This window comes from Luteolibacter ambystomatis (assembly GCF_018137965.1).
Lineage (GTDB): Bacteria > Verrucomicrobiota > Verrucomicrobiia > Verrucomicrobiales > Akkermansiaceae > Luteolibacter > Luteolibacter ambystomatis.
Genome location: NZ_CP073100.1, coordinates 4,976,509 through 4,989,204 on the forward strand (window position 1 = coordinate 4,976,509; position 12,696 = coordinate 4,989,204).

Here is a 12,696-nt window from a genome sequence, read left to right on the forward strand (position 1 = left end):
CCGGAGAAGAACAATGCGGAAAAAATCCGCTCAGTCCTCCCATACGATGTCTCCGGCGCTGTCCGTGCCGCCCATCGCCTCCACACGCGCGACCAATACGAGTTTTCTGGCGGAGCGGGCCGAGTTGGGGATGGCCACCGTGAAGCGGTTGGCACGGTTCTCCAAACCGGTCCAACCCTCATGGTCATCCCCGGCGATGATCTTTCCATCCGCCTCCAGCGAGACGCCGGAGATCTGGAGGGCGTTCTGCCCGGACTTGTAGGCGAAGGTCACCTTGAGATCACCATCCTTGGCGGCCCCGGGAGGGACCGGGACGGACAGTCGTGCATGGGTGCCTCCGCGGAAGGTGCTTTTGTTCCAAGCCGGGGCGGAAAGTTCCACCCGTGGCAGTGGATCGATGGCGAGGATGGCCGCACCATATTTCTGCAGCAGCTTGCGGGAGATTTCCACGGTGTCGCCCTTCGGATGGGTGGCCATGGTGGTCTTGCCGGAGTTGATCCAGCTCACCTCGAACGCACCGCGCCGCTTGTTGTAGTCGGCCATGTCCAGTTGCCTGCCGGCGGCGAGTGCGGTTTCCGTGGCATCGAGAAACATTTTCCAACGGGGCAGATAGTACTCGCCGAGCAGGCCGTTCCACTCGCGGTTGGCGTAGTCGGCCAGGTCGGTCTGCGGATTCTCCACCCAGGTGGTGAGAAGCATCCGCGCGATCCGATCCATGTAGGCGCTTTCAGCGGAGGCATTGCCCCACTTGCGGGCGTCGGACACCCAGGCACCCATCAGCCAATCGGCACGGGTTCCGGTCAGTTCATCGAGATCGGTGATGAGGCCGAGCAGGATGTCCTTGTTCTGTTTGAAGGCCGGGAGATCCTTCGCTTCCGCTGCGGCGAGCAGCCGATCATAGATCGCGCGCGAATGGTTGGTGAGCGTCTGGCGGCTGACGTCGGCGAGATCGTAGCGGTAGGTGTCCTTGTTGCCGAGCTGCGGTGCTGCTTTCAGCAGGATGTTCCAGGCCTTGGCCAGATCACGGTTGTCGTAGGACACGCGCGAACCCGGCGACCAGGTGCGGCCTTTGAGATTGGCGTCCAGCCGCGGGCGTGCGGTGAGGATGGAGTTGATGGGGGATTCGGAGGGTTTGGTCGCATAGGCCGTAGCGAGGATGCCTTTCCAGGCTTCCTCGGCGGAAGTACTGCGGGTGCCGTAGCGAGCGTGGAGGTAGTTGTTCACCCACGCGGTGGCGTCCGTGGGCGCGCCGCGCCAGGACATCTCCGTCATGAGTTCATACATCATCGGGTTGGTGTGCGATCCTTCCGGCACCAGGGCGGTGCCGGTGAGGTTCTTCCGGGCCGGGTCGGCCAGGGTGCCGCCGAAGTCCGCGGCCAGTTTCGCCGGATTGCCTTCCAGCGCGAGATTGCCACCGAAGTTGAACAGGAAGCACCACGTCCAAGGTGTGCCATCGTAGCCATTGGCGTGTTTCCAGAAAGGTCGGTAGTCGCAGTTCAGGTCGAGTGCGAGCGATTGATCCTTCCTGCCGGCATCGAACATTTCCTTGTTCGAGGTCTGCCAGCACTGCTTCACCAGCGTGATCTTCGGATCGAAGGCGAGCATGGCATCCTGGACCTGCCTGTAGACCGTGCCGCGGTCCATGCCCTTGGAACTGCCGCCTTCATGGAACGGATCGGCGGCGAGGAAGGAGACATCGCCGTAGATCTTCCGTTGTTCCTCCATGAACGTCCGCGCGATCTTCGCGTAAAGCGGATCGCCGGGATCGAGCATGTCCGGACGGCGGTTGTCGCCGGCCCAGCCGCCCTGGGGGAGCACCCTCGCTTCCGCGTGCTTTTTCGTGAAGCCGGAGGGCAGCATGCCATAGTAGCCTTGGAGGATCGGCTGGATGCCGAGTTCCTTGCAGCGCGTGACGATGTGTTGGCCGAGCCGGGTGCGGGCGTCGATGATCGTTTGGGGCGGAGGCAGCACGCCTTCCATGTTCTGCATGAACTGCCACGGCTGGTGCACGGGCGAGCACAGCCATTGGCGCACTTCCTCCCGGGTGTAGCCGAATTTCTCGAAAGTGTTCTGCCAGACCGCTTCCTGGCCTTCGGTGACGAGGATCAGGTTGATGCCGTGCAACGCCAGCCAATCGAGTTCGCGGTCCCATTGGGCCTCATCCCAGAATGGCATGGTGTAGCCGTGGGTGCAGTAGTTGTAGGCCATCCGGTGGATCACCGGAGAGACGACGCGGATCTTTTCCGGTACGGCCGGAAGTGCGGCGGGCAGCGTGAGGTTGTCGCCGTTCCACGAAACATGCGCGTGGCAGTATTCCTTGAGGTAGTGGTAGAAGGCCGAGGACTGGGCGACACCGGTGTTTCCGCGCAAAACGATCGCTCCGTCCTTCGACTCGATCTCGTAGGTGTCGCGCCCCTCCGTCGCCGGGATCGTTTCCACCTGGATCTTCGCCGCTTGGGAAGGGGCGTAACGATGAATCAATCCGCGTACGGCGGACTCCGCCTCGGCGAAGGTTGGCAGGGACAAGGCAAGGAAACAGAGCAGCGGGCGCAGTGACATCGGATCGGAAAGGAAAAGCGGACTCCTTATATTCCATCCGAACCCCGGTGCTGACACGAAAAACCCGCCCCGGGAATGCCAGGGCGGGCTCTCTTGCATTGCTACCCGGGAAATTTTTCTCCGATCACTCCGTGACCTTGGCGCGGATGAAGATCTTCGCGTTCCCGGCTGGATCGGAACCTGGCACGTAGAACGAACGGTAGCTCCAGCCACCGGTGAGGGCGGGCAGGTTGTCGTGGAGCGTTCCGATATTGGTTCCTGTCACCTGATCGACATTGAACGGGAAAGACGCGAGGTCGGTTCCCGCCTGGATGTGATAGGTGATGCCATCCACCGTGGATGAAACCAGTTCACCGAGATTTCCTGCCGATGGGAATATGGCGGAGGAGCGTACCGGGGTGGTGAGTACGAGCACCCGCTCCGATCCGACGGTGGCGATCCGGACCAAAGACTTGCCATCTCCGGCTCCCGAGAGGGGATTTCTATCGAAGGCGAATTCCATCAGGTTGTTCATGCCGTCGCCGTCGGCATCCTGATCCTTGGCGCTGTTGCCGGAGGTCAGGCCTTTCGAGGTGGCCCAGCCGTCGTAGCCGCTGGCGGCACCGGAGGTCACGGTGAGGGTGCCGCTGCCGGAGAAATGGGCGTCATCCACGTGCGCGGCACCGGAGGTGCTGGAGCCCCATGTGCCGGCAACCTGGAGAATCCCGTCGATATAGAGTTCCGTGATCGTATCGCTGCCGGAGTAGTTCAGGTTGAGGACGGCTCCGCTGGCGGCGAGAAATACCTTCGAAGCATCCGCCAGGTAGGCGCTGGTTAGGGAAAGAGAGCCTTGGTTTACCGTCGTGTTGCCGGTGTAGGTGTTGGCTCCCGCCAGTGTTTGTTTCGCGGTGCCGGTTTTGATGATGGAGATCGGACCGGAAATGATCCCGGAGCCGGACACATCGGCCGGGGTGTTCAAGGTCAGTGCCACCGCCTGGCTGGCCGCAACGTTCACTTTCCCCGTGCCGGTGTCTTTCAAACCGGCGATGGACTGATTGTAGCTCTGGGTGCCCGCCATGTTGTTCAGCCGCAGGGTGCTTGAGACTCCCGTACTGGCGGCGATGATCCCGGTGGGGCTGAGGGTGTTGGCCGCGCCGACGTAGATGATGGCCGAGTTGTGGTCGATGGTGAGGACGCCCCACGTGTTCGAGGTGTTGCTGAACTGCCACTTGGTGCTGTCCAGGATCTGGAGCGTGCCGGTGCCCAGATTGATGGAGCCGGTGATGTTGCCGTAGGTATTCGAGTTTCGGAGAACCAATGCATTGGTATTGGTTCCAGGCAGACAGGTGATGTTGCCCGCCACGGTGGAGGCCGTGGCTGCGGAGGTGCCGCCATTGAGAATCGCGGGGAATCCGGTGGTGGCGGCGGTGGTGTTGTCCAGGGTGATGCTGCCGCTCCAGGTCGCGCCGCTGCCGAGGGACACCAGCGCGCGGCCGCTGCCGGAGTTGACGGGTTTCAGGGTCAGCGCGTTGGTGATGTTCAATCCAGCCGCCACCGCGACCGCGGAGCTGAACTGGTTGCTGCCGTTCACTTTGACGGCACTCGTGCCGAAGGCCTGCGCGTTGGTGACGTTGACCACCGACGCTCCATTGGCGGCGGAGGCGATGGTCGTGGTGCCGCTATAGGTGTTCGCTGCAGCGAGCGTGACGGTGCCATTGCCACCGGCGGAGGTGAGGTTGAGTCCTTGGGTGCCCGCGATGGGAGCGGAGATGATGGCGGGTTTCGCCGTGCCGAGTGCGTTGAGGGTGATCGTCGGCGTGCCGGTGCTGGTCTGGAAAGTCAGTGTGTTGGTTCCCGAGAGGGTCCAGGAGGCCGCAGTGGCGGTGGCGGCGTCACCGAAGGTCAGATTGCCCAGTGTGCGGGCCGTATCGAGATTGATGATCCGGTCCGCGGTGATGTCCGTGGTGAAGGTGGCGGTGGCGTCCGCGCCATCCGCCATGATGCCGCCGGTCCATTTGGTGGTGTCGCTCCAGTCACCGGCGGTGTCGGAGCTCCAGGTGCCGGATGCGGCGCGGGAGGAAACCGACCCGAGCAGGATGAGAAGAGGGAGTGCAAGGAAATGGGGTTTCATGGGCATGCAGATTGAGTGCAATTAAGACGATGCGCATGGGATTGCGCCTCGGCAACCGGGCGGGAGTGGACAAGACCGCGTGGTTTTCCGACTCGGTTTTGGATTCCCTCCATGTCTCCTGTCGGTAGGATGGCGGCATGTGGCGGGGCAAAGGCGAGCAGGTGGCGGATGTGCTCCGGGATCTCATCGCAGCCGGTGAATGGACCGGCCAACTGCCCGGCTACCGCACCTTGGAGCAGCGCCTGAAGGTCAATCGCGAGACCATCGAGAAGGCTCTGCGACGTCTGGAGGAAGAAGGCTGGGTGGGGCCTTCCGCCCCGGGGAAACGCCGGACTATCTGCCATAGAAGTCCCAGCAAGCGCACCGGCCGGCAGAGCTCATTGTTGGTGATTGGTCCACGTCCGCTCCACGATTGTTCCCCGGTGAACCGCACCATGTTGACGCGGATCTTCCAGGAAGCGGAAAGCCGCGGATGGCGGGTGGTGTATCATCACTTCGATTTCGAATTTCCGAGAAGGGCGGTATCGTCGATGAAGCGGTCGGTAGCCGATCACCGGCCGGACCGGGTGTTGTTGCAGACGCCCAGCGAGGCTTTGGAAAAATGGGCTCTGTCGGCTCCGGTGTCCTGCTTCCGACTTGGAGGCAGCGGCTCCGCCAAAGGAATCCAGTCCTTGCAAGGGGTGGGGCTGTCGTTCAGCGGAATGGTCTGCAAAGCGGCGGCCATGCTGTGGGAGCGAGGTCACCGGCGTCTGATGATTCCGATCGTTTCCGGCAAGCAGGTGATGCGGGAAAGGACGATCGAAGCTTCCGCTGCGAGCTGGGCCCGCGGAGTTCCACTGATCGAGCTGGAGGCCATGTTCCCCGACCAAGGCGAATGGCTGCCCGATGTGCTCCGCGGGTTCTGGCCGCGTGAGTTTCCACGCCTGCTGCCCACGGCAGTGATCGTGAAGGAGAGCAATGAATTCCTCTCCCTCCTCAGCTACTGTCACCGCCAGCGGGTTCGGATTCCCCGGGATCTCTCGGTGGTCCAGCTTGCGGGCGACCCGGCGAGTCTGTGGCTGGACCCCCAGCCGGACCGGTTCGAGTTCCCGGTGGAGGCCATGTGCCAGAAAGTCATGCGCTGGCTGGAAAACGCACCGGCAAAAGAAGGTTCCTTTGATTGGCTGGAACCCACCTACCATCGTGGCGGGACCGTCGCCGGGCCGGGAAAGGACTGATCAATAGCGCATCACCCGTGAGAGGAAGCGCTGGCACAGCGGGGACTTCGGCTCCGCGAACAATTCCGCGGGCGGTCTGCTCTCGACGATCTTTCCTGCCGCCAGAAACGCGACTTGATCCGAGACGGCGCGGGCGAAGCCCATCTCATGGGTGCTGAGGATGATGTTCTGTCCTTCCTCCGCCAGCTCCTGGATCAGCTCCAGCACCTCGGCGGTCATCTCCGGATCGAGTGCGGACGTTGGTTCATCCAGGAACAGCACCTGCGGTTCGGATGCGATGGCGCGCGCGATGCCGACGCGCTGCTGCTGGCCGCCGGAGAGCTGGGCAGGAAGTTTGTCGGCGTGGGCGAGCAGGCCGAAGCGTTCCAAGGCGGCCTGGGCGATGAAGCGTGCCTCTTCCGGCTTTTTGTCATGCACTTCCTCCAGCGGCAGGGTGAGGTTCCGCAGCGCGGAGAGATGCGGGAAGAGATTGAATTGCTGGAACAGGAACCCGTTTCTGCGGCGATGGGCGAGCAGGTCCGCACCGGAGTGCGACAATGAAACCCCGAGCAGGGAGACACCGCCCTCGTCCGGTGTTTCCAAGCCGCCAAGCACACGCAGGAACGTGCTTTTGCCGCCTCCGGACGGGCCGATCAGGCACAGCACGCGTGCTTCCGGAACCTCGATGGAGAGATCATCGAGTGCGAGATGCGCGCCGTAGCGCTTGGTGAGGCCGGTGACGCTAAGTTTCATCTCGATAGCGGCGTTCCAGCCGGTGGGATAGCCAGGCGATCGGCACGGTCAGCAGCAGATAGCCGACCGCCAGTGGGACGTAGGCCTCAAGGCCGCCGTAGGTTTTCGCGGTATAGGCCTTGGCTTGGTAGGCAAACTCCTGCACGCCGATCACACTGAGCAGAGAGGAGTCCTTGATGAGCGATACGAACTGACCGGCCACCGCGGGCAGGACGCGGCGCAACGCCTGGGGGAAGATCACGTGGCGATAGACCTGCCCTGTCCTGAAGCCCACGGCCCGCGCGGAGTCCCACTGCGCGCGGGGAATGCTGTCCACGCCACCGCGCAGGATTTCCCCGAGATAGGCACCGGAGAACAACGACAGCAGAAGGATGCCGATCACCAGCTTGTCGTCCCAGCCCCAGCCATCGAGCGTCCGTGACAACAGCGGCGCGAAGATGACGAAATAGCCTACCAGCAACTGCACCAGCAGCGGGGTCTCGCGGACGAACTCAAGAAACAACCGGCACGGCCATTTCAATGCCCACAGGCCACTGCGCTGGCCGAGCAACAGCAGCACGCCGACGACCGTGCTCCCCACCAGCGAACCCAGAGAGAGCAGGATGGTGGTCTTCCATCCTTGGAACAGCAGTTCGCGATACTGCCAGGTCTTCGGCCAATCCCAGCCCTTGAGGCTGCCGAACAGCACCACGCACACCGCGGCGAAGGCCGCAAGCACTGCGGTTGCGACGGTCAGGTTCAGGGTGAGTCGGCGGGCGGGCGTCATGCCGGATCAACGCAGAATGAAGGGGATGCCCTGGCTTTCCAAGAACTGCTTCTCCTCCGACAGATACTGGTCGCCCAGTTTGGCGAAGCCACCGTCCTTGCGGAATTTTTCGATGAAGGCGTTCACCTGTTCCTTCAGCGTGTCGTTGCCCTTGGCGATACCCACGGCCCACGATTCCTCGACGAAGGGCTTCAACAGCGCGCGGGTGGTGGCCGCATTGTTCTTCTGGTAGCGGAAAATACTAAGCTGGTCGTAGATAAAGGCATCGGCGCGGCCTTGGGCGACCTCCTGCACGCAGGCGGTTTCCTCGGTGTAGGCGGTGCGCTTCGCATCCGGCAGCAGGATGGCGGCCCGGCTTTCACCGGTGGTGGAGGCTTTCACGGCCAGCTTGCGACCGGGTTTCTTCAGGTCATCGATGGACTGGATGTCCGAGTTCTTCCCCACCAGCAGCGCCAGGCCGGTGAAGGCATAGGGCTCGGAGAAATCGATGGACTGGCGGCGTTCGTCGGTGGCGGTCATCGAGGAGATCACCACGTCCACACTGCCGGATTTCAGCGCGGGGATCAGGCCGGAAAACTCCATCGGCACGATCCTGACCGGGCGGCCGAGGTCCTTTGCGAGCGCCTCCGCGAGTTTCACACCCACACCGTCCGGCTTGCCGGAAGCGTCCTGCATTTCGAAGGGTGGATAGGTCAGTTCCATCCCCACCCGCAGGGCTCCGCCCGTCCCGGCATCGGCGGCGGGTTTCTGGCAGGCGGTGAGCAGCAGCGCGAGGGCGAGTGTGAAGAGGCGGCGCATGCCTCCGAAGGAAGCAGTCAGGGTGCCGGAAAAGCGAGACGGAAAGTGGTGCCCACTCCCGGCTTTGACAGGCACTCGATCTGGCCGTTGGCCTGATCGACAAGTCTTTTCACCAGCGAGAGGCCCAGGCCGGTGGAATCCTCTCCATCGGTAGGGCGGGCACTCAGGCGCGCGTAGCGTTGGTAGAGGTGTGTCAGGTCTTCCACGGTGAAGCCCGGCCCCTGGTCGTGGATTTCGATGGTGATCCGTGAAGGTGAGGCGAGGGCATGCACCGCGATGGCGCTCTCGGGCGCGCTGAACTTGATGGCGTTGGAAACCAGATTGTCCACGATGTGGCCCAACGCCCAGCGGTCGATGTCCAGCGCCGCGTCTTCCGGATGGAGTTCGGTGAAAAGCAGGATGCTTTTCCGGGTCAGTGCGGTATGAAAGCGCTCGCCCATCTCGGCGAAGAATTCCGCCAGCTTCACCCGCGTGGGACTGGCGGGCTGGGGATCGAACGACCGCCGCGAGCGGCCGACCACATTCCCGATCAGTTCCAAGGCCCGGTTGGTATCCGCGGTCAGGCTGTCCACCAGTGGACGGCAACCCGAAGGCAGCTCGGCGTTTTTTTCGTGGAGCAGTCCGGCGATCATGCGCACGCCGGAGAGCGGATTTTTCAAGTCATGCGCCAGGACTTCGATGAGGTTCACCAGCCGGTTCGAAGTCCGCCGCAGTTCGATGAGATTCGCCACGATCGCGGCAAACTCGCCCACGGTGACCTCTTCCTCCGCGGTCCACTGGCGGGGCTTGGTATCGATCACGCAAAACGAGCCCCAGACCGTGCCATCCTCGCCCGCCAGCGGGAATCCGAGGTAGGCGATGACGCCGAGGTCATGCACGGCGCCGTTGTCCGCAACCCGGGGGTCGCTCCGCGCGTCCTCGATCTTCAGCCGCTGGCGGCTGGTCACCGCGTATTGGCAGAAGGAATGGCTCAGCGGGGTTTCCCGGACTTCCGCAGGCAGGCCGGTGGCGCTTTTGAAAAACTGGCGGGCATCATCCACCAGCGAGACCAGGCACACCGGGGCACCGACCATCCGCGCCGCGAGTCGCGTGATCCGGTCGAATTCCTCCTCGGGAGGGGAGTCCAGCAGACGCGTGGCCTTCAGGGCTGCCAGCCGCACGGGGTCGTTCAGGGGGGAGACACAATGCATGGAGGGTCGTATGATGCGCCAGAATACCATAAATTCCATCCCACGCGGTCACGTCATGGACAAGGCCTGCCAAAATGGGTCATTCATTCTTCACACTTGTCAGGTCCGCGCCCCCCTGTTGGGATCACTGCCGATGACTTGGCGCGGGACGCATGGAATCCGGTGAGAGCCCGGAACAGTCGCGCTGCGGTATCCGGTGACGAATTCCCCATGCCAATTTCCACTCCGGTGGAGGTGAAGGCGGGAAGGAGGCGGCGAAGCTCCGGCTTCTCCACAACCGGGAGTCCGAATACTTCGTCCCGCTCCACTCGTCCCGACACCCGAGCCTCCGAGATATGTGGTGCCGTGAAGACCTTTCCGCGCAAGGAAGGTGACGGGGAGCCAGAGCGTGCCGGGAGTTCCCGGCCCGTTTCGCGTTCTCTTCTCGGGAACCAGAATTGACGAGAACACATGAACCGAAACGCCCTTGTGGTGCTCGCGCTGGCGGGTGCCTCCCTCCCGCTTGCCCGTGCCGCGACCCTGATCACCACCTTCGAATCCCCGGGCCTCGCCACGGAATCGAATGTCCATGATTCCGCCTACACGGACACGGCGAATCAGGTGACCTTTCACAACACCTACAATTCCTCCTTCGATTCGTGGTCCGGCTTCGCCCGTTCGAATACCACGGACACCACCACGCCGGGCTTTGGCAACCAGTACAGTTCGATTGCGGGCGGTGGTTCCGGAGGTTCCGCGACCTATGGCGTCGGCTACTATTCGGCCTATGATCCGCAGCCGACCATCATCTTCGATGGCTACCGCGGCTTTGTCGAAAGCATCGACCTCACCAACATCACCTATGCCGCCCTGTCGATGCAGGATGGCGATGCCTTCGCCAAGAAATTCGGCGGAGTGGATGGCACCGACCCGGATTACCTGTTGCTGACGATTTCCGGCTACGCGGGTGATGCGCTCACCGGGACGGTGAATTTCTATCTCGCCGACTTCCGCTCCTCCAACAGCGCCGAGGATTACATCGTGACGGATTGGCGGACACTGGATCTCAGCTCGCTGGGCTGGGTGAACGAATTGAGGTTCAGCATGACCTCGTCCGATGTCGGTGCGTTCGGCATCAACACGCCGACCTACTTCGCCGTGGACAACCTCCAGTTCGTCCCCGAGCCGTCCACCGCGGTGCTGGCCTTCGCCGGTCTCGCGCCGCTGCTTCGCCGCAAGCGCGCCTGCTGAAACGGCATTCGATTCCGATTTTACGGTTGTTGGTTTGATGGGCGCGCCATGCCTGGCGCGTCCCGTCGGCCATGGTCTTTCCGAAGCGTCATCGCATGAAGCGCCATCACTTCATTCCGGTCGGCCTGATCGTGGCGGGGTTTTCCGCCGCCGGGCTGGCGCTCGGCGAGGAAGAGCCGGAGAGGGTATTACCGGATGTGCTGGTGGAGGCGGTGCGGGACAGCATCGTGCCCGCGCACTACGCGGGCAGTGCCACGATCATCGAGGCGGAGGAGATCAAAAATGCCGGGGTGCGTTCGGTGGCGGAGCTGCTGGCATCAAAGGGCGGAGTGCCACTGACCACCACCTCCGGCAATCTCTCGGACGCCCAGGTGCATCTGCGCGGCTTCGGTGAGAACTCGAACCTGCGCGTGCTGTTGATGGTGGATGGTCAGCCGGTGAACCGCCCGGACATGGGCGGTATTTCCTGGCTGGAGGTGCCCGTTTCCCAGATCGAGCGGGTGGAGATCCTGCGCGGACCGCAGACGGCTTTGTATGGAAACCATGCCGTCGGTGGCGTGATCCACATCGTGACCAGGCAAGGTACCAGTGTTCCCTCCGCCAGCATCGAAATAGCAGGAGGCAGTGATGGACTGCTCATCGGCCGCGGCAGCTTCCGTGGTTCGTATGATGGCAACGATCTGTCGTTCGATCTGGAGCGGAACTACACCGATGGCTGGCGTGACAATGCCGCCAGCGAGGTGGATTCATTCGGCGTGCGGTGGAAGCGCGAGATTTTCCCCGGGACCGTGGCACGGTTGGGCGTTTCCTATGCCGACGAATACGGCGAATTTCCCGGGCCTCTCGGAAAGACCCAGTATCTCACCGATCCACGCCAATCGATCTATGCGGCGGCGGGGCAGGGGAACCAGTACTTCAACGAGCAGGGAACATTCCGTACGGAAGGCAGCATCCTTCTCGGCAAGGGCGGGGACTGGACCTTCGAGGTGCCGGTCTCGACGTTGCGCCGCGACCAATCATGGAACTTCGGGCCGGGTTCGCATGCGGACAATCTGCTGCAAACGATCTCGCTCACGCCGGTATTGAAGCGCGCGGGCGAAACATGGTCCGCGGAAGCGGGGCTCACCTACCGGCATGACGAACTGGACATCACCAAATTCGCGGAGATCCAGCGCCTGCATCAGACCGGGCAGGCTTTGTTGTTGCGGGATGTGGGCGGAGCCTTCACCAAGGCGGAGTGGGAGTATCGTCCCGGCTGGCATCTCAGCGGCGCGCTGCGCTGGGAGGCCGCGGAGCTGGAAGGAGCCAGCCGTGATTTCATGTTCCCATCGGACCCGCTGCTCAACTTTTCCCGGGACCATCGTGAGGACAACTGGGCGGCACGGGCCGGGCTGAAATGGGAACCGGACAAGGATCGATCCGCGTGGCTGCGCTACGACAAGATCTACCGCCTGCCCGCCACCGATGAGATCGCCGCGTATCAAGGCTATCCCCTGCAGGTGCCGTTCAATGACGCGCTGCATGCGGAGACGGGACACGGCGTGGAGATCGGCGGCGAGTGGAAGCCCGGTGGCTGGACGCTCGGCGCGACGGCATTCGCCCAGTGGCTGGAGGGGGAAATCCTCTACGATTACACGCAGAACCTGAACGTGAACCTCGCCGATACTCGCCGCGTTGGCGTTGAACTCAATGGTGGCTATCAAAGCAGCTTCTGGGATGTGGATGTGCGCTACACTTGTCTGAAAGCGGAGTTCGCGGATGGACATTATGAAGGCCGTGAGGTCTATCTGGTGCCCCGCCAGCATGTCTCCGCGACCGTGGCGATGCATCCGCATGTCGATTGGACCGTGCAAGCGGAGTGGCAGGCCACCAGCTCTTGCTTCGAAGGCAATGACTTCCTCAACACCGGAGAGAAGCTGCCAGCCTATCAGGTGACGAACCTGATGATTCGCTACGAACCCAAGCCCGGACTCTCGCTCTATGCGCGGGTCAACAATCTCTTCGACGAACGATACGCCACACTGAAATACAGCGGCGTCTGGTATCCTGCGGCAGGCCGCCAGTTTCAAATCGGCATTCGTCGCGAACTTTGAC

9 protein-coding genes and 1 riboswitch are annotated in these 12,696 nt (G+C 62.7%); of the genes, 3 read left to right on the forward strand and 6 right to left on the reverse strand.

Features of this window, described 5'->3' with window-relative positions:
- Nucleotides 1-30 precede the first annotated feature (30 nt).
- Together KBB96_RS19430 and KBB96_RS19435 are read right to left on the reverse strand one after the other, a co-directional pair.
- Complete coding sequence (locus tag KBB96_RS19430; RefSeq protein WP_211631153.1) at nt 31-2,559, reverse strand: alpha-N-acetylglucosaminidase; 2,529 nt, start codon at nt 2,557-2,559, stop codon at nt 31-33.
- Nucleotides 2,560-2,683: 124 nt separating this feature from the next.
- Nucleotides 2,684-4,669: a beta strand repeat-containing protein gene (locus KBB96_RS19435; protein WP_211631154.1), complete on the reverse strand. Its 1,986-nt coding sequence runs from the start codon at nt 4,667-4,669 to the stop codon at nt 2,684-2,686.
- Nucleotides 4,670-4,806: 137 nt separating this feature from the next.
- On the opposite strand from KBB96_RS19435, the gene KBB96_RS19440 reads away from it, so the two are divergent.
- Nucleotides 4,807-5,886: a substrate-binding domain-containing protein gene (locus KBB96_RS19440; protein WP_211631155.1), complete on the forward strand. Its 1,080-nt coding sequence runs from the start codon at nt 4,807-4,809 to the stop codon at nt 5,884-5,886.
- Here KBB96_RS19440 and KBB96_RS19445 read toward each other — a convergent pair whose 3' ends face one another.
- From KBB96_RS19445 to KBB96_RS19460, 4 genes are read right to left on the reverse strand one after another with little or no spacing between them, the layout of a single operon-like run.
- On the reverse strand, nt 5,887-6,618 hold the full coding sequence (locus KBB96_RS19445) for an amino acid ABC transporter ATP-binding protein (protein ID WP_211631156.1): 732 nt from the start codon (nt 6,616-6,618) through the stop codon (nt 5,887-5,889).
- Nucleotides 6,608-7,384 carry an amino acid ABC transporter permease gene (locus tag KBB96_RS19450; RefSeq protein WP_211631157.1) on the reverse strand — a complete coding sequence of 259 codons (777 nt, stop codon included), beginning with the start codon at nt 7,382-7,384 and terminating at the stop codon, nt 6,608-6,610. Before KBB96_RS19450 ends, KBB96_RS19445 begins: the two co-directional genes overlap by 11 nt.
- A gap of 6 nt (nt 7,385-7,390) precedes the next feature.
- Nucleotides 7,391-8,182 carry a transporter substrate-binding domain-containing protein gene (locus KBB96_RS19455; protein ID WP_211631158.1) on the reverse strand — a complete coding sequence of 264 codons (792 nt, stop codon included), beginning with the start codon at nt 8,180-8,182 and terminating at the stop codon, nt 7,391-7,393.
- Between the two features lie 17 nt (nt 8,183-8,199).
- A complete protein-coding gene (locus KBB96_RS19460; RefSeq protein WP_211631159.1) occupies nt 8,200-9,372 on the reverse strand; it encodes a GAF domain-containing sensor histidine kinase in 1,173 nt (390 codons plus the stop codon).
- Nucleotides 9,373-9,526: 154 nt separating this feature from the next.
- A riboswitch (cobalamin riboswitch) is annotated at nt 9,527-9,665 on the forward strand.
- A 157-nt stretch (nt 9,666-9,822) separates the two neighbouring features.
- On the opposite strand from KBB96_RS19460, the gene KBB96_RS19465 reads away from it, so the two are divergent.
- Both KBB96_RS19465 and KBB96_RS19470 read left to right on the forward strand, forming a co-directional pair.
- Nucleotides 9,823-10,602, forward strand: coding sequence for a DUF4465 domain-containing protein (locus KBB96_RS19465; protein WP_211631160.1), 780 nt, complete (start codon nt 9,823-9,825; stop codon nt 10,600-10,602).
- A gap of 95 nt (nt 10,603-10,697) precedes the next feature.
- On the forward strand, nt 10,698-12,695 hold the full coding sequence (locus KBB96_RS19470) for a TonB-dependent receptor (RefSeq protein ID WP_211631161.1): 1,998 nt from the start codon (nt 10,698-10,700) through the stop codon (nt 12,693-12,695).
- Nucleotide 12,696: the final 1 nt, after the last annotated feature.